Genomic DNA, 23,603 nt, shown 5'->3' with positions numbered 1-23,603 from the left:
GCGGCCGTTCGAGCGCACAATGCTACTCACCGGTAGGTGGGACTGCCGCCGTTTCCGGCCGTGCGATCCACGGTCCACCCACCGCGACCTCGTGCATCAGTTCGCGGGTGCGCGTCAGAAGGCTCGGGACGTTCTTGTCCGCGACCGTATTGTCTGGAAATCGCGCCGACATGTTCACACCCTCGGGCGTGCGGTTGATCCAGACGTAGACGTCGTGGGTGAAGCTGCGGCTGCGCAGCGCCTGAGCGTTCCATTCGGGCCACTGGGCGGCCATCGGTACGAACCGCACGTCCATGTACGAGACGACGAAACGTGGACGGATGGGCACGCCGAGGAGTTCGCCCACCCGCGCGAACGGCACTCGTGCGCTCGCGCGGGTGCGGTGCAGTTCGTCGCCGGCCCGCATCGCCAGGGTCTCGAAATCCGTTGTGTCCGTGAGTTTCAGATCGATCGGACGCAGGCCGACGAACCATCCGAGCGAACCCGCCCAGATCGGCCCGGCGCGGGTGTGCGCGGGCGCGACGGTCCGGAACCGATCCGCACCGGTGAGTTCGGCCGTCGCCCGGCCGAAGCACGCCAGCACGCCGGCGAAGAATCCCGTCCCGGCGCGTCGGCAGCATGCGGAGAAGGCGCTCGCCTCGTCGTCGTCGAACCAGCGTTCCGACAGTCGTTGCTGGGGTGTGGCGTGCGCGGGTCGCGCCCCGATCGGGAGGGGGAAGGCGGGCGGTTCGCCGCCGCATTCGGTGAGGGTCCGCCGCCAGATCTGCACGGCCTCGTCGTCGTCGTCGAGATGCGCGGACTCGTCGCGTTCGGCGGCGCCGAAGTCGATGTAGCTGCCCACCGGGAACAGGTCGGCGGCGCGACCGGTGCGCTCCTCCTCGTAGAGCGCCGAGATCTCGTGCGCCACGAGCACCACCGAGTACCCGTCGATGATGGAGTGGTCGGCGCCGAAGAAGACTGTGAACCGCTCGTCGGTGTCCTTCGCGCTTTCTGCGCTGTCGGGATCCCCGTCCGGTGTCCGCTCGAGCGTCGCGAAGACGTAGGACGGCCACAAGTGCGGGGTCGTGTAGTCGTCGAACAGACCGAGCAGGTGCTCGTGGATGGTGTCGGGATCGGCGGGATCGTGCCGGATGGGTCGCACCGACACCCGGCCGGGGGGAGCGGTGCGCCGCACCAGACCGCCGCCGCTCTGCTCCTCGTCGAGGTGCGCGTGGCTGCGCAGCGGTTCGTGCCGATCGATCCAGCGCTGCAGGGCCCGCCGGAACCGCTCGGTGTCGAGGGGCCCGGGGACCTCGAAGGCCGTGCCGAGCCAGGAGTCGCGGCCCCCGCCGTACCGGACCCCCGAGGTGCGCCTGAGATGCGCCTCGTGGATGTACGAGGCGGGACGAGGGTCCTCGCGCCAGTCGTCCTCGGCCGCACACGGCAGCCATTCGGTGAGAACGCCCGGGGGGATCCGGTAGTCGGCGAGCTCGGTGAACTCCATGACCGCGTCAGGTTCGGAGATGCCGCTTGATGCGCGTGAGCATCGCGCTCATCCCTCGCAGCCGCAGCGGGCTGACCGCCTCGGCGAGACCGAGCGAGGCATAGAAGTCGTCGGGCACGTCGAGGATCTCCTGTGCGCTGAGACCGTCGAGTCCCTGCTGCAGGATCGATGCGAATCCGCGGGTGGTCGGGGCTTCGGCGGGGGCGCTGAAGTGGAGCTTCACCTGCGACCGGTCGGATGCGTCGACGGACAGGAACAGCGGCGACTGGCACTCGGGCACCGGCTCCATCGCCGCTTCCTCGAGTTCGGCGGGAAGCGGCGGGAGCTCGCGGCTGAATTCGAGAAGCAACTGCAGCTTGTCCTGACCTTCGACGGCAGCGAAGTCGTCGACGATCTCGGCGAGGGGGGCGGGAATGCTCATGCGGCCGGCGCTTCTCCGGGCTCGTCGCCCTTGGCGATGGGCACGCGGACGGCGTTGCCCCACTCGGTCCACGAACCGTCGTAGTTGCGCACGTTCGAGTATCCGAGCAGGTAGGTGAGGACGAACCAGGTGTGGCTCCAGCGCTCGCCGATCCGGCAGTAGGCGATCACGTCGGCGTCCTGGTCGATGTCGCCGTAGATCTCCTCGAGTTCGGGCCGCGCACGGAACCGGCCGTCGGGCGCCGCTGCCTTCGCCCACGGGATCGACACCGCGGTGGGGATGTGGCCACCGCGCAGGGCGCCTTCCTCCGGGTAGTCGGGCATGTGGGTGCGCTCGCCGGTGTACTCCTGCGGCGACCGCACGTCGACCAGCGGGCCCTTGCCCAGGTGCGCGAGGACATCGTCCTTGAATGCGCGGATCCGGGCGTCGTTGCGCTCGACGACCGGGTAACCGCTCGTCGTGGCGGCGGGGATGTCGAGGGTGGTGTCGCGGTTCTCGGAGATCCACGCGTCGCGTCCACCGTCGAGCAGGCGGACGTCCTCGTGGCCGAAGAGGGTGAAGACCCACAGTGCGTAGGCGGCCCACCAGTTGGACTTGTCGCCGTAGATGATCACGGTGTCGGTGCGGCGGATGCCCTTGCGATCCATGAGCGCGGCGAACTGCTCGCCGTCGATGTAGTCGCGGGTGACGGGGTCGTTGAGATCGAGATGCCAGTCGATCTTCACCGCACCGGGGATGTGCCCCACGTCGTAGAGCAGGACGTCCTCGTCGGACTCTACGACCTTCACTTCGGGATGACCGAGATGAGCGGACAACCACTCCGTCGACACGAGACGGTTGGGATCGGCGTATACCGCGAACGAAGGGTTGCTATCGGGTGCGACGGGCACATGGGCTCCTGAGGCTGTGGTGGCAGGTGCGCCGTCGATTCTAGGCGGTACCGTGACGGGACGTGACCCGCAGTGACACCCACGGCGACCGGCCGGCCCCGGTCGAGCTCGCATCGCGGGAGCACATCGACCTGCTGGTCCGGCGGTTCTACGAACGGGCCCTCGACGATCCCGTGCTCGCGCCGGCCTTCGACGTCCTCGCCGTGATCGGACTCGACGACCATCTGGTGGTGGTCGGCGACTTCTGGGAGCAGATCCTCTTCCGCACCACCCGCTATCGCGGAGCGTTCGTGCCGGTGCACCGGGCGCTGCACGGACACCACGGACTGACCCCCGCCCGGTTCGAGCGGTGGTTGCAGTTGTGGTGCGGGACCGTGGACGAGATGTTCCACGGCGTGGATGCCGAACGTGCGAAGACCAAGGCCGAGGCGATGGTGGGCTCGTTGCAGAAGACCTTGTACGGCGGCACGGCCCGATAGTGCCGGGTACGGCTCAGTTCTCGAGCGCCTCGACGGGGATCGCGGCGTTCTCGGCCCACAACCGGGCGACGGAGATGCCGACCTCGGCGAGGAGGCGCCGCACCAGCGGGAGCCCGATGCCGATCACCGACGACGGATCGCCTTCGATGCCCTCGACGAACCAGCCCCCGTGACCGTCGAGCGTGAAGGCCCCGGCCACCTCGAGCGGCTCACCGCTGTCGAGATAGGCCTCGAGTTCCTCGTCCGTGGGGATGCCGAAGTGCACCACGGTGCCGCTGTGGTCGGCGGCCTCCGCGACGACCTCGTCGTCGCGGAGACGGAGCACGGCATGACCGGTGAGCAGCTCGCCGCTGCGGCCGGCCATCGCCTGCCAGCGCTCGCGGGCCGCCTCGACGGTGCCGGGCTTGCCCTGCAGAGCGCCGTCGATCAGCAGCATCGAGTCGCAGCCGATGACGACGGCGTCGCGCAGCTTCTGCTCGCGCAGGACGGGCAGGATGTCGGTGGCCTTGGCGCGGGCAAGCTCGGTGACCACCTGCGCCGGCGGCGTGCCGGGGCCGAGGGACGCGATGAGCGCGTCCTCGTCGACCTCCGACACCTGCACCAACGGCTTCACGCCCGCCGCGTGGAGAACCGCGAGGCGGGCGGGTGAAGCCGAGGCCAGAACGAGCCGGGGCATGTCAGCCGCGGTTCGGGTACGAATACGGCGAGAACGGCGCCCACTGCCGGTGCGTCCGCGTCGGATCGCCCCAGGTCTCGGGCGGCCGGGTGTCGACCACCTCGTCGCCCGCCGACGCAGCGGCAGCGGCGAGCACGGCGACGAGAGCCGCGATCTCCTCGTCGGCGGGGTTGCCCTTGACGATGCGGATGGCAGCCGCGGTTTCGGCGACCGCGGTGCTCTCCTGGGCGGCTTCGGTCGCGTCGTCGGCGGCCGTGGCCTCGACCGCGGGCGGCTGCTCTTCGACTTCGAACTCGGTGATGATCTTGTCCTCTGCCGTCGCTGTCACAGGGCCCCCCCCCGGTACGCGTCCACACAGGCATCGGATGCCCACCGGGTCGCTGTCATGTCGATCCCTCTCTCGGGTTCATCGCACGTCGTCGGCGACGTGCTACGCCGTACGGTCGCGGCAGGACCGAGCTGCGCCCGGTCCTGCCGCCGAGCGTCACAGCGGAATGTTTCCATGCTTCTTCGGCGGGAGCGAAACCATCTTCCGCTCGAGCAGGCGCAGCGCGGAGACGATCTGTCCGCGCGTGTGCGACGGCGGGATCACCGCATCGACGTAACCGCGCTCGGCGGCGACGTACGGGTTCACCAGGGTGTCCTCGTACTCGTTCTGCAGCTCGAGGCGCAGCGCGTCGACGTCCTGACCGTTCTTGGCGGCCTCGAGCAGGCGCTTGCGGTAGACGAAGCCGACGGCGCCGGAGGCACCCATGACGGCGATCTGCGCGGTGGGCCATGCGAGGTTGACGTCGGCACCCATGTGCTTGGAACCCATGACGTCGTACGCGCCGCCGTAGGCCTTGCGGGTGATGACCGTGATCTTGCCGACGGTCGCCTCGCCGTAGGCGTAGAGCAGCTTGGCGCCGCGGCGGATGATGCCGTTGTACTCCTGCTCGGTGCCGGGCAGGAAGCCGGGAACGTCGACGAGCGTGATGATCGGCACGTTGAACGCGTCGCAGGTGCGGACGAAGCGCGCGGCCTTCTCGGACGCGTCGATGTCGAGGCAGCCGGCGAACTGCGTGGGCTGGTTGGCGACGATGCCGACGCTGCGGCCGTCGACGCGCCCGAAGCCGACGATGATGTTCTTCGCGCGCTCGGCCTGGACCTCGAGGAACTCGTCGTCGTCGAGCAGGCGACGAATGACCTCGTGCATGTCGTACGGCTGGTTCGGTGAATCCGGGATGAGCGTGTCGAGCTCGATGTCCTCGGCGGTGAGGGAGTCCTCGATCGCACCCTCGATCGGGTCGCTCGGCGCGAGGCGCGGTGCAGCGGCCTGGTTGTTGCTCGGCAGGTAGGACAGCAGGTCCTTGACGTAGTCCAGGGCGTCCTGCTCGCCGTCGGCGACGTAGTGCGCGACACCCGACTTGACCATGTGGGTGTGGGCGCCGCCGAGGTCCTCCATCGTGACGTCCTCGCCGGTGACGGTCTTGATGACGTCCGGGCCGGTGACGAACATCTGGCTGGTCTGGTCGACCATCACGACGAAGTCGGTGAGAGCGGGGGAGTAGACGTGACCACCGGCCGCGGGGCCCATGATCAGCGAGATCTGCGGGATGACACCGGAGGCCTGCACGTTTCGGTGGAAGATCTCACCGTAGAGACCGAGGGAAACGACACCTTCCTGGATGCGCGCGCCGGCGCCTTCGTTGATGCCGATCAGCGGACGGCCGGTCTTGAGGGCCAGGTCCATGACCTTGACGATCTTCTCGCCGTAGACCTCGCCGAGGCTGCCGCCGAAGACGGTGGCGTCCTGCGAGAAGACGCAGACGTCGCGGCCGTCGATCGTGCCGTAGCCGGTGACGACGCCGTCGCCGAGCGGACGGTTGTCGGCCAGGCCGAAGTTGGTGCTGCGGTGGCGAGCGAGGGCGTCGAGTTCGACGAACGATCCTTCGTCGAGGAGCGCCTGGATGCGCTCGCGAGCGGTCAGCTTGCCCTTGGCGTGAACCTTCTCGACTGCGGCCTCACCGACCGGGACCTTGGCCTGTGCTTGACGGTTGCGCAGGTCGGCCAGCTTGCCGGCGGTGGTGTGGATATCGGGCGTACTCGCCGCCTCGGGCGCGGACGGCTCCTGGACAGTGGTCATGGCCAGTCAGCTTAGCGATCGTCATACAAGGCCGCTGCATCGAGGTCCCGAAGGCCGGACCACCGCTCCGGACCTACCGGCGGGTAGGTGGCGAAGGCCCACTTTAGGCTGTGTACATGGCATCCGACCGGCCCACGACCGATCTCCTCGCCCTCCGCACACCGCTCGACGAGGCGGCGTTGCGCGATGCCCTCGTCGGCGTCGAGCGCGAAGGTTTCTACACACGTCTCGACGTCGTCGCCGACACGGCCTCGACGAACGCGGATCTGCTCGCCGTCGCCGCGACCGGCGACGACCGTCGCGTGCTGCTCGCCGAGTTCCAGCACGGCGGCCGCGGTCGCCACTCCCGCACCTGGAACGGTGTGCCCGGCGCGCAGGTCATCGTGTCGGTCCTGCTGCGGCTGCCCGAGTGCCCCCTGCAGAACCTCGGTTGGCTCCCGCTGTTGTGCGGCATCGCCGCCGTCGACGCTGTGCGATCCGTGACCGGCGTTGCGGCACAACTGAAGTGGCCCAACGACGTCCTCGTCGACGGACGCAAGCTCGCCGGGATCCTCGTGGAGGTCGCGGCCACCTCGCCGGTGCCCACGGTCGTCGCTGGCATCGGCATCAACGCCACCCTCGGACGCGACGAACTGCCCGTCCCCACCGCCACCTCGCTGCTGCTCGAGGACGCCACCGAACTCGATCGCACGCCGCTCGCGCAGGCGCTGCTCGCCGGCTTAGGCGAGCGGATCCGGGCGTGGGCCCGGGCGGGATGGGACACCACCGAACTCGCCGCGGCCTACCGCGAACGATGCGGCACGGTCGGGCAGCGCGTCCGTGCGATCCTGCCCGGCGACACCGAACTGCACGGCGTCGCGACCGACGTCGACGATCAGGGACGGATCGTGATCCGCCCCGACGGCGGGGAAGAGTCCGTGGCGGTCGCTGCGGGCGACATCACACATCTGCGACCGGTCTGAGCACCCTGCGACTGCTCGCATCGGTACAAGACCGACATATGCCATCGTGGGCGGTATGGGATACCCGGAGGACGCCCTCGCACCCGAGGAAGAGTTGCTGCTGCACCGGCATCCGCACTGGAAGTCTCTCGTACTGCCGACGGCCACCTTCCTCGTGTCGACGATGGTCGCCGGTTTCCTGGTGGGACTCGTCCAGGCGCGGCTCGACGGTGCCGCCGCGACCTGGTGTGGCCTCGCCGTGGCCGCGGCGTGGATCGGCCTCGTCGGCTGGCGGTGCGTCCCTCCCTTCGTCGGGTGGCTCACCACGCACTTCATCGTCACCGACCGGCGCGTCCTCGTCCGCACCGGTGTGCTCACCCACACGGGTATCGACATCCCGATGGGCCGGATCAGCAACGTCCAGTTCCGGCACGGCCTCGCCGACCGGATGCTCCGGACCGGCACGCTCGTCGTGGTGTCCGCCGCCGACGATCCCATCGAGTTCGACGACATCCCTGACGTCCAGCAGGTGCACGCCCTGCTCTACCGGCAGGCCTTCGACGCGCAGAACCAGCGCCCCGGTGACCGTCACACCACCCGCTACCGGCGCGACGAGCACGGGCATGAGCACCGCAAGGGGTGGTGACCGCGAGTCGTAGGTGCGCCGACGCGAGTCGTAGGTGCGCCGACGCGAGTCGCAGGTGCGCCGACACGACCCGCCGGTAATCCCGACGAAGCGAACCGCGATCCGTACGCTGGCGTGGTGACTGCCGTTCTACTCGCCGAAGACGACGACGCAATCGCTGCACCGCTGTCCCGCGCGCTGGGACGCGAAGGGTACGACGTGACCGTCGAGGACAACGGTCCGGCCGCGCTCGAACAGGCACTGTCGGGCAGGTTCGAACTGCTCATCCTCGACCTCGGTCTACCTGGGATGGACGGACTCGAAGTGTGTCGCCAGATCCGGGCGAGCCGCTCCGATCTGGCCGTGCTCATGCTCACCGCCCGCACCGACGAGGTCGACTTCGTCGTCGGTCTCGATGCCGGCGCCGACGACTACGTCGGCAAACCGTTCCGTCTCGCTGAGCTCATGGCGCGTGTGCGCGCGCTGTTGCGCCGGCGCGGCGGCCCGGAGAACGACGACATCGTGGACGTCGCCGGGATCCGGCTCGAACGTGCCGCGCGCCGTGTCCTCGTGGACGGCTCCGAGGTGACGCTCGCCAACAAGGAGTACGAGCTCCTGCGTGTGCTGCTCGAGCACGCGGGGCAGGTCGTCTCCCGCGACGCGATCCTCGAGGAGGTGTGGGGCGACGCCGACCTGCGCGGTTCGAAGACGCTCGACATGCACATGTCGTGGTTGCGCCGCAAGATCGGCGACGAGGGGCCGGCCGGGGAACGTCGCATCGCCACGGTGCGCGGTGTCGGTTTCCGGCTGAACACCGACTAGCGTCTCCGGCGTGCGCAGCCGCATCCTCAACGCCGTCCTGGCGACCGTGCTGCTCGTCGCGCTGTTGCTCGGCATTCCGCTGGCCTACACGGCGTTCCTGTTCGTCGAGGACACCGCCCGCCGCGACCTGCAGAACCGGCTCGAACGCATGGCCGACGAGATCATCGCCCAGGAGGGCACCGACGGATTCGTCGTCGGTGGTCTCGACACGAGTTCCCTGCGTCTGCTCGTCCCCACCGACGGGCGGGCTGTCGTGGTCTACCCGACACCCGAGAACGTCGCGGCGCGGCTGGACATCGGCACGCCGGTGCTCGGGGCGTCGATCGTCGAGTCGTTGTCGATGGGGACGTCCGGCTCGCTGCTCATCGAGGTGCCCTCGGAGAGCATGCGAACTCTGCAGCAGCAGGTGCTCGCCGCGGTGAGCCTGCTGGTGCTGCTGTCCGTGGCGGCCGGGGCGCTGGTCGCGGTGGCGACCGCCCGAAGACTCGCCGACCCGCTGCGCGACGTGGCGAACCGGGCGGCCCGTCTCGCCGAGGGCGACTTCCGCCCGGTGGCCCGGCGGCACGGTATCCCCGAACTCGATCGCGTCTCCGACGTGCTGGATTCGGCCGCCGTCGAGATTTCGCACCGCCTGCAGCGCGAGCACGCGCTCGTCGGCGACGTCTCGCATCAGCTCCGCTCCCGGATGACCGCGATCCGGCTGCGGCTCGACGAGTTGTCCACCCACGAGGATCCTGCCGTGGTGGAGGAGGCCGAGGCGGCCATGGCACAGGTGGACCGGCTGACCACCGCGATCGACGGTCTCGTGCGCCAGTCCCGCGACAGCAGTGCCGACCAGCGCACCGACGTCTCGGTGGTCGGCGAACTCACCGGTGTCGTCGCCGACTGGCGCGGTCCCTACGAGGAGGCGGGACGGGAGCTGGTGTTGCGCGGCGATCCGTCGTTGCGGGCGGCGGTGACCGGTTCGCGGTTGCGTGAGGCGGTGGCGGTGCTGGTCGACAACGCGCTCGTGCACGGAGGAGGCACGTGCACGGTCTCGGTGCGGCAGGTCGCGACCCGCGGCGACGTCACGGTGTGTGTCGAGGTGGCCGACGAGGGAGAGGGTGTCAGCGACGAGGTCGCGCCGTACGTCTTCGACCGCGGCTTCTCCGGGGGCGGGTCGACCGGGGTGGGACTGGCGCTCGCACGTGCCCTCGCGGAGGCCGACGGCGGTCGCCTCGAACTGCAGCGACGCCGGCCGGCACTGTTTGCGCTGTTCCTCGGCGCGCCCCGCGATCGGGACACCTGTACGCCGACCGGCACGCGCGAACCCCGCTAGACCGTCTTCCCGTCAGGAGCGGTCGAGCTGCTCGCTGGGCTCGCCCAGGGGAGCGTCCGGGACCATCTCCTCCGGAAAGACGAACTTCTTGAAGCAGTAGAAGCGGAAGATCATCTGCAGCAGGTTGCCGATGATGTACGCGCTGACGAAGTCGGCGATGTTCTCCGTCGCGAGGCTCACCTCGGGTACGCGCAGGTCGAAGACGTAACTCGAGATCCATAGCGGGATGAACGAGAGCACGACGCCGATACCGCTGACGAAGAAGAACAGGAACGCCTCGTGGGCGCGCTCGCGACCGCCGCGATTACGGAAAGACCATTCGCGGTTGAGGATGTACGAGCAGATCACCGCGACGACACCGGCGATGATCTTGGCGGTCACCGGCTTCTCGGACAGAACTGTGAGCTTGAGCGTGTAGAAGATCGCCGAGTCGATCACGAAGGTGGTGCCGCCGACGATAGCGAATTTGATCAATTCGCGATGCCGGAGCAACAGCCCCCGGAAAGGCTGGGGAACTCTGCTCAACGCTTCATCGACGATTGTCACTTGGAGAAGTGTACGAAACGAAGAGGTGAATTTCCGAAACCCGACCGCACATGTCGGCGTTCCCACACCGCTGGGCGGGCCGGTGGGAGGTCCCTCGACGCTCGGCGGGGGAGCAGCGGAACGACGTCACGACATGCTGTGACACCATGGACAGCCGTGACAGGCAGACCTGAATCGTCCCCCAGATCCGATACGCCCCGCACCCTGACGACGGGCATGCCGGTCGTCACGATGATCGGTGGTGGACAGCTCGCGCGGATGACCCATCAGGCGGCGATCGCGCTCGGCCAGACGCTCCGCGTGCTCGCCGGGAGCGCCGACGAACCCGCCGCGCAGGTCAGCCCGAATGTGGTGCTCGGCAGCCATGACGACCTCGACGCCCTCCGCCGCGCCGCGACCGGCGCGCACGCGCTGACCTTCGATCACGAGGGTGTCCCGACCGAACATCTCGAGGTCCTGCAGCGCGAAGGCGTCGCGGTGCTGCCGCCCCCGCAGGCCCTGATCTACGCCCAGGACAAGATCGCGATGCGCAAGCGGCTCGGTGAGCTCGGCGCACCGATGCCGAAGTTCGCGGAGATCACCTCCGTCGAGGATGCCCGCGCCGCCCTCGACGCGCTCGGCGATCCGTACGTGCTCAAGGCCGCACGCGGTGGCTACGACGGCCGTGGCGTGTGGATTCTCGACGACCACGCCGAACTCGAGCGGGTCGTCGCCGACCAGCTCGCTGCCGGTGTCCCGCTCCTCGCCGAGGAGAAGGTCGAGTGGACGCGCGAGCTGTCGGCGATGGTCGCGCGGTCCCCGTTCGGCCAGGGCGCGTCGTGGCCGGTCGTCGAGACCGTCCAGCGCGACGGCCAGTGCGCCGTCGTCATCGCCCCCGCCCCGAACCTGCCCGAGGACGTCGCCACCGCCGCCGAGCAGCTCGCGCTGCGCATCGCCGGTGAGCTCGGCGTCGTCGGTGTCATGGCGGTCGAGCTGTTCGAGACGCGCTCCGGTGAGCTGATCGTCAACGAACTGGCGATGCGTCCGCACAACTCCGGTCACTGGGGCATGGACGGTGCCCGCACCGGCCAGTTCGAACAGCACCTGCGCGCCGTGCTCGACTACCCGCTCGGCGACACGAGCCCGATCGCGCCGGTGACGGTGATGGCGAACGTGCTCGGCGCGCCCGAGGCGCCGGCGATGAGCATGGACGAGCGACTGCACCACCTGTTCGCCCGGATGCCCGACGTGCACGTGCACCTCTACGGCAAGGGTGAGCGCAAGGACCGCAAGATCGGCCACGTCAACGTGCTCGGCGCGCCGTCCGGGTCGATCGACGATCCCGAGTACGTCGCCGCCGTGCGCGAACGCGCGGAACGCGCGGCGCACTGGCTCTCGCACGCGGTGTGGACCGACGGTTGGAACGAACACACGGGAGAAATCGGTGAGTGACGTGGCACAGGGTGCACAGGTCGGCCTGATCATGGGCAGCGACTCGGACTGGCCGACCATGCAGGCCGCGGCCGAGGCGCTGGTCGAGTTCGGGATCCGCTTCGAGGTGGGTGTCGTCTCGGCGCACCGCACGCCGCAGCGGATGCTCGACTACGCCAAGGACGCCGCCGGCCGCGGGATCAAGGTCATCATCGCGGGCGCCGGCGGCGCCGCCCACCTACCCGGCATGGTCGCCTCGGCGACCCCGCTGCCGGTGATCGGCGTTCCGGTGCCGCTGAAGTACCTCGACGGTATGGACTCGCTCCTGTCGATCGTGCAGATGCCCGCCGGTGTCCCCGTCGCCACCGTCTCGATCGGCGGCGCCCGCAACGCGGGGCTGCTCGCCGCGCGCATCCTCGGTGCCTCCGATCCGGCGCTGCGCGAGCAGATGGAGAAGTTCCAGGCGGGGCTCGAGCAGATGGTGCTCGAGAAGGACGAGGCGCTGCGGCAGAAGCTGCTCGGCTGACGGAGCGTCGCCGTGCAGACGACCCCGCTGCTCGAACGCTGGAACCGGTGGGCCCGCGGGCACACCGGAGTGATCGACGGGGCGTTGGCCGCGGTGCTCGCGCTGTTCGGGGTCGCCCTGCACGTGGCGGACGCGCGATCGGTGGCGGGTCTGTTCGTCACCCTCGCGCTCACGCTGCCGCTGGCCTGGCGCAGGACCCGCCCGGTGGTGGCGGGTTCGCTCGTCGCGCTCGCCGCCTACGCGCACCTGCTCGTCCTGCCGGAGGTCCTGCCGATCGCGGCGATCGCGGTACCGATCGCGGTGTACGCGCTCGCCGCCTACGCTCCGCGGTGGGCCGCCAACACCGCGCTGCCCGTCGCGGTGGTTGGGGGCGCACTCGCCGGAGTGCTCTATTTCGGCTACGACGGCCGCACCGCGCTCGAAGCGTTCGTGACGGCCACCTTCGTCGCGGTCTTCCTCGCTGGTGTGTGGGCGTTCGGGCGGGTCCGCGGGTTGCGTTTGCGCGAGATGGATTCGCTCACCGAGCGCAACCGGTTGCTCGAACTCGAACGCCTCAAGGAGGCCGAACTGGCCGCCACCCAGGAGCGCACCCGCATCGCCCGGGAGATGCACGACATCGTCGCGCACTCGCTCACGGCGATCATCGCGCAGGCCGACGGTGGTCGCTACGCCGCCGCGACGAACCCGGAGGCGGCCGCAGGGGCGTTGACCACCATCGCCGAGACCGGGCGTCGCGCGTTGACCGACATGCGCGGGTTGCTGTCGGTGCTCCGTGAGGACACGCCGCGCGAGTTCACCACCACACCAGGCGTCGGCGACGTGCCGGCGCTCGTCGAGCAGATGCGCACGAGCGGGCTCGAGGTCGAGTTCTCGGTCGACGGGCAGAGCCGCGAGGTGCCCGAGGGACTGGGGCTGTCGGTTTACCGGATCGTGCAGGAATCGCTCACCAATGTCCTCAAGCACGCGGGTCCCCGCGCCCGCACCCACGTCCGTCTCGACTGGCGGCCCGACACGCTCGTCGTCGAGATCGTCGACGACGGCAGGGGAGCGGCGGCGCTCGTCGAGGCCCGCCCGGGTGGGCAGGGGCTGACCGGTATCGAGGAGCGGGCCCGGCTGCACGGCGGTCGCGCGGCGGCCGGTCCGAGAGACGGTGGCGGCTACCGGGTCCGTGCCGAACTGCCCGCACCGGCGGTCTCCCCCTAGGGTGGCGTCCGTGACCGAACCCGCCCGCGACACCCGATCCGACACGACCATCCGTATCGGGCTCGTCGACGACCAGCAACTCGTGCGCGCCGGTTTCCGCATGGTGCTCGAATCGCAGCCGGACATCGAGGTCGTCGTCGAGGCGTCCGACGGCGAGGCCGCCGTCGCCGAACTCGAACGGGTCCGCGCCGACGTCGTGCTGATGGACGTGCAGATGCCGCGGGTCGACGGGATCTCGGCGACGCGGTCGTTGCTGCGCTCGGCCGACGCGCCGAAGGTCGTGGTGCTCACAACCTTCGACAACGACGACTACATCGTCCAGGCGATCGCCGCCGGTGCGAGCGGCTTCCTGCTCAAGGACGCGCCGCCCGAGGACCTGCTGGCCGCGGTACGGACGGTGCACCGCGGTGACGCCGTGATGGCCCCGCGCGCCACCCGCTCACTGCTGCACCATGTCTCGCCGTTGCTCGACGGTGCGGAGCGGCGCGCGGTGCCGGTCGCGGTGCCCGAGGATCTGACTCCACGCGAACTCGAGGTGCTCGTCGCGATGGCACACGGCCTGACCAACGGGGAGATCGCCGAGCGGTTCGTGCTCTCCGAGACGACCGTCAAGACCCACGTGGGCCGGGTGCTGGCGAAGACGGGATCGCGCGACCGCGTGCAGGCGGTGCTGTTCGCCTTCCGCGCCGGTCTCGTGCATCCCGACGATCTGCTCGGCTCGGAGGAGTAGGACCGTGGTGCCATCCCGGAGACGACCGGTCCTCCCGGGGTAGGACACCGGGGCGGCGAAGATCGACTCGCGGGTCGATGTGCGTGCGCCGCATCGTTTCTAGCGTCGAAGCATGACTTCGATCAGCTCTTTCGTACCGGCATGTTCGGCTCAGGGGGTCGCCCGCGTCTACGGGCGCGGCGACGCCGAGGTGCGTGCCCTCGACGGGGTGTCCGTCGCCTTCGCGCGGGGACGCTTCACCGCGATCATGGGACCGTCCGGATCCGGCAAGTCGACACTCATGCACACCCTCGCCGGTCTCGACGGTGTCGATTCCGGGCGCGTGATCCTCCACGGCGACGGCCGCCGCGCCGACGTCGAGATCAGCACCGCCCCCGATGCGGTGCTCACCGAACTGCGCCGCGACCGCATCGGATTCGTCTTCCAAGCGTTCAATCTGCTGCCCGTGCTCACCGCCCGCGACAACATCCTGCTGCCGATGCGGCTGGCCGGCTCGCGCCCGACGCCCGAGTGGTTCGACGAGGTGACCGGCCGGCTCGGTCTGACCGACCGGCTCGACCACCTTCCCCACGAGATGTCCGGCGGTCAGCAGCAACGCGTCGCCGTCGCGCGGGCGCTCCTGCCGCAGCCCGACGTGATCTTCGCCGACGAACCCACCGGAAACCTCGACTCGCAGTCCGGCGGGGAGGTGCTCTCGATGCTCCGGTCGAGCGTGCGGGAGACCGGTCAGACCGTGGTGATGGTGACGCACGATCCGGTCGCGGCCTCCTACTCCGATCGGGTGGTGCTGCTCGCCGACGGCCGGCTCGCCGGTGAGATCGCGCAACCCACAGCGGATTCGGTGATCGATGCGATGCGCGACCTGCGCACCTCCCGAACGGTGGTGCCGGTCCGATGAGGCATCTCGTCCTGGCCCAGGCCCGCGCCCATCGGGGGCGGTACGTCGCGTCCGTGCTGGCGGTCTTCGTCGCGGTCGCGTTCGTCGTCACCACCCTCGTGCTCGGCGACACGGTGAGTGCGTCGGTCTCGAAATCCACGGCGGCCCGGTATGAGGGGGTCGCGGCAGTCGCTCTTCCCGCCGACTCCACTGTCGCACCCGACGAGGTGCTCACGCTGGTCGCTACGACACCGGGCGTCGAGGCGGCGGCGCTCGACGTCAGCGGTCCCGTCCGGCTGATCGGAGCCGACGGGTCGTCCTCGAACGGCACCGCGACGAGCATCGCACCCGAGGGCGCCCTGCGGTGGCAGCAGCTCGGGGACGGACGCTGGCCGTCGAACCCGGCTGAGGTCGCCGTCGGCTCGTCGTCCGGCCGGGCGATCGGTGACGAGATCACCGTCGCCGGCCCGACGGGTTCCGTCCCCCCGACCACCGTGGAGGTCGTCGGTGTCGTCGATCTCGACGGATCACCGCTCGCCCTGAGCCCGGGATCGGTCTTCGGCGACGCCGCGCAGGTGCGGTCGTGGTCCGGGGACACGACGGACTGGGAGGTCCGTGCAGTCGGTGACGCCGACGCCGTGCGAGCGGCACTCGCGCCGGTGCCGGGCGTCGACGTCGTGCCGGGTGCCGATCGCGCCACGGCGGTCGCCGACGACTACGTCGGGGACGTCGCCCTGCTGCGCAACGTCCTGTTGTGCTTCGCGGCGATCTCGGTGGTCGTGGCCGGCCTGGTCATCGCCAACACCTTCTCCGTCCTGCTCGCCGCGCGCACCCGCGAACTGGCCCTGATGCGCTGCGTGGGCGTGACGTCCACCCAGGTCCGCCGCAGTGTCCGCGGCGAGGCGTTCGTCGTCGGCCTCGTCGCGGCCGTCCTCGGCGTGCTCGGCGGGTCCGGACTCGCCGCGGCCGTGGTGTCCGCGGCGCGGGCCGTGGACGCCCCGATCCCGCTCACGTCGGTCTCGGTGACGGCCACCACGGTGATCGCGGGTCTGATCGTGGGAACGGGCATGACGGTGGTCGCCGCGAACGGTGCCGCGCGGGCGGCGACCCGCGTGCGGGCGCTCGCGGCCCTGCAGCCCCTCGAGACCCGCCCCGAACCGGTGCGCGATTCGTGGGTGCGCCGCATCTGTGCCGCGCTGGCGATCGTCGGGGGCACGGCCCTGCTCGGTCTCGGGGTCGTCATGGCGAACGTGCTCGTCGCGTGCCCTGGTGGACTGCTGCTGTTCGTCGGTGTGGTGCTCGCCTCCCGCCGTCTCGTGCCCGCCGCGGTCGGTGCGGTGGGGGACGTGCTCGCCCGTGCCGGTGGCCCGCTCGCGGTGCTCGCCGCCGGCAACGCCCGGCGCAATCCGCGCCGCACCGCGTCGACGGCCACCGCGCTGTTCATCGGCGTGACGTTGACCTCGACCCTCGTCGTGGGGATCGGCACGCTCGAGGCTGGGGCGCCGGACGTGATCGACGAGCAGTTCCCCGTCGACATGGCCGTGACCGCGCCCGAACGCGACGGGCTCGCACCGGAGGTGACCGAGCGGCTGACGGCGGTCGACCGGGTGAGCAGCGGCGCCGAACTCGCGGCGGTCGACCTCACGATCGGCGGCACGGAGGCGTCGGTCCTCGGCGTCGATCCCGCGGCGATGGCCTCGACCGTCCGGACCGACGTGCGCCTGCCCGAGGCCGGGACGATCGTGCTCGAACGCTCTCTGGCGAGGTCGGTGGGCGTGGACGACGGAGCCGTCATCACCGTCGGCGGCCCGGTGGGCACCCGCGAGCTGACCGTCGCCACGACCGAGCCGGGGATGCCCGACATGATCGAGTGGAGCGACCTGACCGCCGTCGCCGGCCCCGTCACGGCGGACACCGTGTGGCTGAAACTCGATCGAGGAATGTCGGACGAGGACCTCGTCGCCGTTTCCGACGACCTGTCTCGGGTCGCCGCGGCCGAGGTTCCGGGCAGCGAGGTGGTCGGTGCGGTGCAGATGCGGCAGATGCTCGAGAAGATCCTCGACACGATGCTGCTGATCGTCGGCGGGCTGCTGTCCGTGGCCGTGGTGATCGCCCTGATCGGCGTGGGCAACACGATGGCGTTGTCCGTGCTCGAGCGGCGACGGGAGACCGCGATGCTGCGCTCGGTGGGTCTCTCGCGGGCCGGTGTGCGGAGTCTGCTCGTGCGGGAGGCGTCGATCATAGCCGGCGTGGCGTCGCTGCTCGGCGTGGTGCTCGGCCTGCTGCTCGGGGCGGCCGGCACGGCCTCGGTAATCGGCCCGGGCCACATCGCACCAGGTTCGGTGCCGTGGTGGCAGCTCGCGGCGATCGTCCTGGTGGGCGGTGTGGCGGGCGTCGTCGCCTCGCTCGTCCCCGCCCAGCGCGCGAGCCGGGTGTCGCCGGTCGCGGCGATGGCGGGGTGACGGTCGGTCCTCCTCCCGACGGTGCTCCCCGTCGACCGGAACGCGCCCGAGTCCTTCCGCGGCTCGGGGGCGTTCGTCGTCGAATCGGCGGTTCGAGACGACCGGCCGAGAACTAGGCCGACGAAGTCGGCAGAGAATCAGGCCGACGAAGTCGGCAGAGGATCGGACCGATCGAGTCGGCGTAGGCTCGAGCCGTGTCGGGACGGGACCGGAAGCGTGCCAGGGCGATACGGGTGTCGCGCGGGGTCCCGTCGGTGCGGTTCGTCACCGCGCTCGCGACGGTGTGGGGCAGGGCCTGGGGCGGCTCGGTGTCCTTCGACGACGAGTTCGGCTTGTTCGTCTGCAGCGGTATGCGCGGTGGCTTCGCGCGCGGCGGCACCACCGTCGGCGGTGTCTTCCTCACCCGTAGGCCACCGACGCGGGCGCTGCTGCGCCACGAATCCGTGCACGCGGACCAGTGGGCCCGTTACGGCATCGGCTTCGCGGTGCGTTATCTGTGGGAGGAACTCCGCAACCCGGGGTCCCGCAACAGGTTCGAGATCGAGGCGGGACTCGCCGATGGCGGCTACCGCGCGGAGCGCGGGATCACCCGTCCAGACGAACCGTGATCTTCTCGCTCGCGACGCGGCGTTCGGTGGCCTCCGGGTCGGGATTGCTCACCTGTACCAGCGACGCCCGGGCCGCGAGCACCGCGAGCAGTCCGGCGACGAGAGCGTCGGGCTGCGACCAGGACCGGGACGACAACACGCGGTCGCCGCTGCCGATACCCGCCGCCGACGCCGACTCCGTGGCGGCAGCGAGCACGTCCGACTGCGAACGTCCGGCGAGCACCGCGTCGCCCGCACCGGAGGATCGGAACTGGTCGCCGTGCATCCGCACGTCCGTCGCATAGTCCGTGATCCCTGGCGGCAGGTCGCGCACGGGGGCACCGAAGGCGTCGAGCGACAACGCCGCGACCTCGGCAACCGTGTCGACCTCGTCCAACCGGTCGGGGGTGACGAGAGCGAGATCGGCATCCGGGTCGGCGTCGAGGACGACCTCGGCCCCTGCCCACCACACGCCCAGCAGGACCGCGGCGCTCTGCCAGTGGGCGGGAAGCAGCACCGCCACCCGACCTCCCGGAAGGACTCCGAACTGGTCGCGAATCATATTGGCCGTCTTGGCAGCCCAGTTGGCGAGGGTGAGCGCCGACAGTTCGATCCGCGCGCCGGTCGCGTCGTCGTACCAGGTGATCCGCGGACCCGCCGGATCTTCGGCGAGGATCGGGTCGAGCAGTGCGTCGGTCAGGGTGGTCACGATGTCCTTCTTCTCGGATTCTGTTCGCGCGACTGTCGGTTCACACAGGTGTCAGTTCACGCAGCGCGGGCCGTCGGAGCCCGCATCGATGGGCGGTGCGGCGGGAGCCGGGGGGGCGGTGCCACCGGCCGGGCTCACGCCGATGTCGGAGGCGGATGCGGCGGTGGACGAACCGGAGTACGACGACGAGCCGGGGCCGGTGTAGTCGCCGGCGAGCACGACCCGCACGGTGCCGGCCGGGAGCGAGGGATCGGACTCGGTGGCGAGACCACCGAGCGCCGCGGCCACCGCGCGGGTCTCGTCGGAGTCCTCGTCGGCACCGAAGACCGTCGACGTGCCCACACCGGAACCGGTGTAGTTGCCCACCTCGCCCTCGACGTAGCCCTCCTCGGACAGAGCCGTGGAGACCTGGGAGGCCAGGCCGGACACGGATCCGGCGTTCGCGACGTCGACCGTAACGGTCGACGCGTCGATGTCGGGAGCGGGCACCGGGGTCGAGGTGGTCTCGCTGCCGTCCGGTTCGCGGCCGATCAACTCGGCGACGAAGGAGCGCACCTCGTCCGGATCGACCTGCACGACCGACTCGCCGTAGTCGGTCATCGCGTTGATGTCCTGCACCGGGATCGTCGAGAAGGTCACGTCGCCACCGGCGAGGCCCTGCAACTGCGTCGCGAGCGCCATGATGTCCCAATCGGAGTCGAGCACCACCGAGCGCTGCACTGCGGCGGTCAGCTGACTCACCTTCGACGGGTTGGACAACGTCTTGGCGCTGAGCACCTTCTGTGCCAGCGACGCCATGAACACCTGCTGCCGCACGATCCGGTCGAGATCGCCGCGCGGCAGGTCGTGACGCTGGCGGACGAAGCTCAGTGCGTCCGAACCCTGCAGGGTCTGCTCACCGGCATCGAAACGGGCACCCGACAGTGGCTCGTCGACCGGTGCGTTCAGGCACACCTCGACACCGCCGACGGCGTCGGTGAGCAGCACGAAGCCGAGGAGTCCGACCTCGGCGTAGTGGTCCACCGTCACACCCGTCAGGTCGGCGACCGACTCGATGAGCGCCTCCCGGCCTGCCTGGGTCGATTCCTTCTCGAGTTCGGCCTCGGTCGCGTCGGCGTCCGCTTCGACGAGCTCGGCGCGCCGGTTCGCCTTCGTGGCGCCGTAGGCCGCGTTGATCTTCGACATCCCGATCTCGGGCACCTCGACGTAGGTGTCGCGGGGGATCGACATCGCAGTGGCCGACCGGCCGTCGTTCGGCACGCGGATCAGGATGATCGTGTCGGTGTTGTTCGCTACTTCTTCGCCGGCGCGCAACGCGTCGAGCTCGCGCTGGGAGAGAGGATTGCCGTGCGCGTCGGTGCGGCTGTCCGTGCCCACCAGCAGGATGTCGACGGCGCCGTCCTCGCCGTCGCCGAGGGCCAGGCCGCGGACCGAGGCCAGCGACGACTGCAGCGCGTCGACGCTGCGCCACGCCGCACCGGTGACGACCAGCACGAGGCACGCCGCGATCGCGACGGCGATCTGCCACGGCCTTCCGCTGTACACCCGTGCCTCCGCCGGTGCTCCGGGGCTGTGTGAGGGGGGCTCGCGACGCGCGGAACGCCGGGACTGCCGGGGACCGGGATCCGACCCGTACCTGCCGTCGGCAGCTGTCGGATCGCCCGCGCGGGTGCGACGTCCCGTGGGGGCGGGACGTCGGCCGGTGCGGCGACGCGGCTCTGGCGGCACCTGGTACTCCTCCTGTGGGTGGTACGGGGTCTGTGGATGTAGCTCTCGGTTGAAGGCTACTGGTGGGGACGCTCGCCCGGCGCGCACCACTCCGGCGTGCCAGACTTCTCCGAGTGCGTAGCGTTCTCGTCACCGGAGCCCGTGGCCAGCTCGGCCGTCATCTCGTGAACCGCGGCACCGCGGCGGGGATACCGATCCGCGGTGTCGGATCGTCCGAGGTGGACATCACCGATCCGCAGGCCGTGGCCGCCGCGGTCGAACCGGGATCCGTGGTGATCAACGCCGCCGCGTACACCGCCGTCGACGCGGCCGAGACCGACGAGGACCGGGCCGCTGTGGTGAACGGCACGGGCCCGGGCGTGTTGGCCGCCGTCTGTGCCGACAAAGGTGCCCGTCTCGTCCATGTCTCCACCGACTACGTCTTCGCCGGCGACGCGACCGAGCCCTACTGCGTGGACGCGCCGACCGGCCCGCGCACGGCCTACGGCCGCACCAAACTCGCCGGTGAACGGGCGGTGCTGGAGGTGCTTCCCACCGCGCACGTCGTGCGCACCGCCTGGGTGTACACCGGCGACGGCAACGACTTCGTCGCGACCATGCGGCGGCTCGAAGGCGAGCGGGAGACCCTGCGCGTCGTCGACGACCAACGCGGTTGCCCCACCTACGCGCGCGACCTGGCCGACGGACTGATCGAACTCGCCGAGCACGGTGACCGGATCCCCGGTGGGATTCTGCATGCCACGAACGCCGGAGAAGCGACGTGGTTCGACCTCGCCCGGGCGGTCTTCGAGGAGATCGGCGCCGACCCGGAGCGGGTGCAACCCTGTGGCAGCGACGAGTTCGTCCGCCCCGCGCCGCGGCCGGCCTATTCGGTGCTCGACGACAGTGCCTGGATCGGTGCCGGCCTGACGCGCTTCCGTCCGTGGCGGGAGGCACTGCACGAGGCGATCGCCGGTAGCGGAACCGTGCCGCCCGCGCGATGACGTGTGAGGAAACGGCCCGTGAGGTGTCGCACACTGTCGAGGTCGCTAAGGTGACCGGCGTGGATTCGACGCTGGCCGTGGTGACGGTGACCTATTCGCCCGGTGAGCACCTCGAGAACTTTCTCACCTCGCTCACCTCCGCGACCGTTCTGCCGACGCAGGTGATCCTGGCCGACAACGGTTCGATCGACGGTGCTCCCGAGGCCGCCGAGGCGGCACACGAGAACGTGCGACTGCTCCGGACCGGGGGAAACATCGGATACGGCGGGGCGATCAATCGCGCGGTCGCCGAGATCGACCCGTCCGCGGAGTTCGTGATCGTCGCGAACCCGGACGTCCGGTGGCACCCCGGTTCGATCGACGAACTGCTCGAGGCGGCGCGTCGCTGGCCGCGAGCCGGCTCGCTCGGGCCGCTGATCCACGAACCCGACGGAAGCGTCTACCCCTCGGCACGCACCGTCCCCACCCTCGCCTCCGGTGCCGGTCACGCGCTGCTCGGCACCGTCTGGCCGGCCAATCCGTGGACGCGTCGCTACCGGCAGGAGAGCGAGGAGATCAGCGAACGCCCCGTGGGCTGGCTGTCCGGATCGTGCCTGCTGCTACGGCGAGCGGCCTTCGATTCGATCGACGGCTTCGATTCGCGGTACTTCATGTACATGGAGGACGTGGACCTGGGCGACCGGCTCGGACGAGCGGGCTGGCTCAACGTGTACGTGCCGTCCGCGGTGGTCACGCACGCCAAGGGCCACGCGGCCGGACGGCACCCCGAACTGATGCTTCCGGCACATCATGAGAGTGCCTACCGCTTCCAGGCGGACCGTCACCCCCACGGGTGGCAGGCACCGCTGCGGTGGGCTCTGCGGGCCGGGCTCGCGGTGCGATCGCGAGTGGCGGTCGCAGCGGCCGTGCGGGAGCGTCGGAACGGGAGGACCGACCGGAACATTCGGGTCGGCACGACAGTGAACAGGGGAGACGATGACGAGTGAGTCGGCACCGCACACCGATGCGGTGATTCTGGTCGGCGGACAGGGCACGCGGCTACGCCCGTTGACGCTGTCGGCACCCAAGCCGATGCTGCCCACCGCGGGGGTGCCTTTCCTCACCCATCTGCTCGCGCGGATCCGTGAGGCAGGCATCAAACACGTCGTCCTCGGCACCTCGTTCAAGGCCGAGGTCTTCGAGCAGCACTTCGCCGACGGTTCCGACTTCGGTCTCGAGATCGAGTACGTCACCGAGACCGAGCCGCTCGGCACCGGCGGCGGTATCCGCAACGTGCTGCCGAGGTTGCGCGCCGACAACGTGATGGTCTTCAACGGCGACGTGCTCGGTGGCACCGATCTCGGTGCGGTGCTCGACACCCACGTGCGGACCGAGGCGGACGTGACCCTGCACCTGGTGCGGGTGAGCGATCCGCGTGCCTTCGGCTGTGTGCCGACCGACGAGGACGGCCGGGTGACCGCCTTCCTCGAGAAGACTCAGGATCCGCCGACCGATCAGATCAACGCCGGTTGCTACGTCTTCCGCCGCGAGATCATCGAGCAGATCCCCGAAGGCCGTCCGGTGTCGGTGGAGCGCGAGGTGTTCCCGGCGCTGCTGACCGAGGGCAAGAAGGTGTTCGGGCACGTCGACGCGGCCTATTGGCGCGACATGGGAACCCCGGAGGATTTCGTCCGCGGCTCGGCCGATCTGGTCCGCGGTATCGCCCCGTCGCCGGCGCTCCCGCCGCAGCGCGGCGAGTCGCTCGTGCATCCGGGTGCCTCCGTGGCCCCGGGCGCCCTGCTCATCGGGGGCACGGTCGTCGGTCGCGGCGCCGAGATCGGTGCGGGTGCCCGCCTGGACGGCGCGGTGATCTTCGACGGTGCGCGGGTCGAGGCCGGTGCGGTGGTCGAACGGAGCATCATCGGTTTCGGTGTACGGGTCGGTCCGCGGGCCTTGATCCGCGACGGTGTGATCGGTGACGGCGCCGATATCGGTGCGCGATGCGAGCTGCTGCGCGGTGCCCGGGTGTGGCCGGGAGTGAAGATCCCCGACGGCGGTATCCGGTTCAGTACCGACGTGTGAG

24 protein-coding genes are annotated in these 23,603 nt (G+C 70.2%); 15 read left to right on the top strand and 9 right to left on the bottom strand.

The genetic code is table 11. The features are described 5' to 3' along the window. Positions 1-22: 22 nt before the first annotated feature. The 3 genes from IM25_RS22105 to IM25_RS22095 are packed head-to-tail and all read right to left on the bottom strand — an operon-like array spanning position 23 to position 2,794. Positions 23-1,483 (bottom strand): condensation domain-containing protein, encoded by a 1,461-nt coding sequence (locus IM25_RS22105; protein WP_019288523.1) that lies wholly within the window; start codon positions 1,481-1,483, stop codon positions 23-25. 7 nt (positions 1,484-1,490) lie between these two features. Beyond that, positions 1,491-1,904, bottom strand: a complete 414-nt coding sequence (locus IM25_RS22100; RefSeq protein ID WP_006550177.1) for a SufE family protein — start codon at positions 1,902-1,904, stop codon at positions 1,491-1,493. Continuing rightward, on the bottom strand, positions 1,901-2,794 hold the full coding sequence (locus IM25_RS22095) for a sulfurtransferase (protein ID WP_065996416.1): 894 nt from the start codon (positions 2,792-2,794) through the stop codon (positions 1,901-1,903). The genes IM25_RS22100 and IM25_RS22095 overlap by 4 nt, the downstream gene beginning before the upstream one ends. Before the next feature lie 62 nt (positions 2,795-2,856). Between IM25_RS22095 and IM25_RS22090 the strand changes: the two genes are divergently transcribed. Beyond that, on the top strand, positions 2,857-3,273 hold the full coding sequence (locus IM25_RS22090; RefSeq protein WP_019288521.1) for a group III truncated hemoglobin: 417 nt from the start codon (positions 2,857-2,859) through the stop codon (positions 3,271-3,273). 13 nt (positions 3,274-3,286) lie between these two features. Here IM25_RS22090 and IM25_RS22085 read toward each other — a convergent pair whose 3' ends face one another. The 3 genes from IM25_RS22085 to IM25_RS22075 all read right to left on the bottom strand — a co-directional run bounded on the left by IM25_RS22085 (position 3,287) and on the right by IM25_RS22075 (position 6,074). Then, positions 3,287-3,949, bottom strand: a complete 663-nt coding sequence (locus tag IM25_RS22085) for a Maf family protein (protein WP_033097085.1) — start codon at positions 3,947-3,949, stop codon at positions 3,287-3,289. 1 nt (position 3,950) lies between these two features. After that, positions 3,951-4,277, bottom strand: coding sequence for an acyl-CoA carboxylase subunit epsilon (locus IM25_RS22080; RefSeq protein ID WP_006550181.1), 327 nt, complete (start codon positions 4,275-4,277; stop codon positions 3,951-3,953). Positions 4,278-4,433: 156 nt separating this feature from the next. After that, positions 4,434-6,074, bottom strand: coding sequence for an acyl-CoA carboxylase subunit beta (locus IM25_RS22075; protein ID WP_019288520.1), 1,641 nt, complete (start codon positions 6,072-6,074; stop codon positions 4,434-4,436). A gap of 116 nt (positions 6,075-6,190) precedes the next feature. Here IM25_RS22075 and IM25_RS22070 point away from each other — a divergent pair, with 116 nt between their 5' ends. The 4 genes from IM25_RS22070 to IM25_RS22055 all read left to right on the top strand — a co-directional run bounded on the left by IM25_RS22070 (position 6,191) and on the right by IM25_RS22055 (position 9,780). Next, on the top strand, positions 6,191-7,036 hold the full coding sequence (locus IM25_RS22070) for a biotin--[acetyl-CoA-carboxylase] ligase (RefSeq protein ID WP_033097197.1): 846 nt from the start codon (positions 6,191-6,193) through the stop codon (positions 7,034-7,036). A 55-nt stretch (positions 7,037-7,091) separates the two neighbouring features. Beyond that, entirely contained in the window at positions 7,092-7,661 is a 570-nt protein-coding gene (locus IM25_RS22065) for a PH domain-containing protein (protein ID WP_033097086.1), read from the top strand. A 117-nt stretch (positions 7,662-7,778) separates the two neighbouring features. Next, positions 7,779-8,462, top strand: a complete 684-nt coding sequence (locus IM25_RS22060; RefSeq protein WP_024101522.1) for a response regulator transcription factor — start codon at positions 7,779-7,781, stop codon at positions 8,460-8,462. Between the two features lie 10 nt (positions 8,463-8,472). Continuing rightward, positions 8,473-9,780, top strand: coding sequence for a sensor histidine kinase (locus IM25_RS22055; protein ID WP_006550186.1), 1,308 nt, complete (start codon positions 8,473-8,475; stop codon positions 9,778-9,780). Positions 9,781-9,792: 12 nt separating this feature from the next. On the opposite strand, the gene IM25_RS22050 is transcribed toward IM25_RS22055, so the two are convergent. Then, positions 9,793-10,326, bottom strand: coding sequence for a GtrA family protein (locus IM25_RS22050; RefSeq protein ID WP_024101520.1), 534 nt, complete (start codon positions 10,324-10,326; stop codon positions 9,793-9,795). A 156-nt stretch (positions 10,327-10,482) separates the two neighbouring features. Here IM25_RS22050 and IM25_RS22045 point away from each other — a divergent pair, with 156 nt between their 5' ends. From IM25_RS22045 to IM25_RS22015, 7 genes are all read left to right on the top strand, one after another. Beyond that, positions 10,483-11,757, top strand: a complete 1,275-nt coding sequence (locus IM25_RS22045) for a 5-(carboxyamino)imidazole ribonucleotide synthase (protein ID WP_033097087.1) — start codon at positions 10,483-10,485, stop codon at positions 11,755-11,757. Further along, positions 11,750-12,262 (top strand): 5-(carboxyamino)imidazole ribonucleotide mutase, encoded by a 513-nt coding sequence (purE, locus tag IM25_RS22040; RefSeq protein WP_019288515.1) that lies wholly within the window; start codon positions 11,750-11,752, stop codon positions 12,260-12,262. Before IM25_RS22045 ends, purE begins: the two co-directional genes overlap by 8 nt. Positions 12,263-12,274: 12 nt before the next feature. Next, positions 12,275-13,465: a sensor histidine kinase gene (locus IM25_RS22035; protein ID WP_019288514.1), complete on the top strand. Its 1,191-nt coding sequence runs from the start codon at positions 12,275-12,277 to the stop codon at positions 13,463-13,465. Between the two features lies 1 nt (position 13,466). Further along, positions 13,467-14,195 carry a response regulator transcription factor gene (locus tag IM25_RS22030; RefSeq protein WP_019288513.1) on the top strand — a complete coding sequence of 243 codons (729 nt, stop codon included), beginning with the start codon at positions 13,467-13,469 and terminating at the stop codon, positions 14,193-14,195. Positions 14,196-14,307: 112 nt separating this feature from the next. Further along, positions 14,308-15,093, top strand: a complete 786-nt coding sequence (locus tag IM25_RS22025; protein WP_019288512.1) for an ABC transporter ATP-binding protein — start codon at positions 14,308-14,310, stop codon at positions 15,091-15,093. Then, positions 15,090-17,534 carry an FtsX-like permease family protein gene (locus IM25_RS22020; protein WP_033097088.1) on the top strand — a complete coding sequence of 815 codons (2,445 nt, stop codon included), beginning with the start codon at positions 15,090-15,092 and terminating at the stop codon, positions 17,532-17,534. Before IM25_RS22025 ends, IM25_RS22020 begins: the two co-directional genes overlap by 4 nt. A 194-nt stretch (positions 17,535-17,728) precedes the next feature. Further along, positions 17,729-18,142 carry a hypothetical protein gene (locus IM25_RS22015; RefSeq protein WP_228044581.1) on the top strand — a complete coding sequence of 138 codons (414 nt, stop codon included), beginning with the start codon at positions 17,729-17,731 and terminating at the stop codon, positions 18,140-18,142. On the opposite strand, the gene IM25_RS22010 is transcribed toward IM25_RS22015, so the two are convergent. Beyond that, on the bottom strand, positions 18,120-18,830 hold the full coding sequence (locus IM25_RS22010) for a TIGR03089 family protein (RefSeq protein WP_006550195.1): 711 nt from the start codon (positions 18,828-18,830) through the stop codon (positions 18,120-18,122). The genes IM25_RS22015 and IM25_RS22010 overlap by 23 nt on opposite strands. Before the next feature lie 51 nt (positions 18,831-18,881). Beyond that, positions 18,882-20,375 (bottom strand): LCP family protein, encoded by a 1,494-nt coding sequence (locus tag IM25_RS22005; protein WP_065996411.1) that lies wholly within the window; start codon positions 20,373-20,375, stop codon positions 18,882-18,884. Between the two features lie 296 nt (positions 20,376-20,671). Between IM25_RS22005 and rfbD the strand changes: the two genes are divergently transcribed. Genes rfbD through IM25_RS21990 form a run of 3 tightly spaced genes read left to right on the top strand, consistent with a single transcriptional unit; the run spans position 20,672 to position 23,602 of the window. Then, a complete protein-coding gene (rfbD, locus tag IM25_RS22000) occupies positions 20,672-21,541 on the top strand; it encodes a dTDP-4-dehydrorhamnose reductase (RefSeq protein WP_006550197.1) in 870 nt (289 codons plus the stop codon). A gap of 59 nt (positions 21,542-21,600) precedes the next feature. After that, positions 21,601-22,527, top strand: coding sequence for a glycosyltransferase family 2 protein (locus tag IM25_RS21995; protein ID WP_052040046.1), 927 nt, complete (start codon positions 21,601-21,603; stop codon positions 22,525-22,527). Continuing rightward, positions 22,517-23,602, top strand: a complete 1,086-nt coding sequence (locus IM25_RS21990) for a sugar phosphate nucleotidyltransferase (RefSeq protein WP_006550199.1) — start codon at positions 22,517-22,519, stop codon at positions 23,600-23,602. The genes IM25_RS21995 and IM25_RS21990 overlap by 11 nt, the downstream gene beginning before the upstream one ends. The last annotated feature ends 1 nt before the right edge of the window (position 23,603 follow it).

This window comes from Rhodococcus sp. p52 (genome assembly GCF_000763325.2).
GTDB classification, from domain to species: domain Bacteria; phylum Actinomycetota; class Actinomycetes; order Mycobacteriales; family Mycobacteriaceae; genus Rhodococcus; species Rhodococcus pyridinivorans.
Note: the sequence above shows the minus strand (reverse complement) of the source record. Positions and strands in the feature narration are given on the sequence as shown.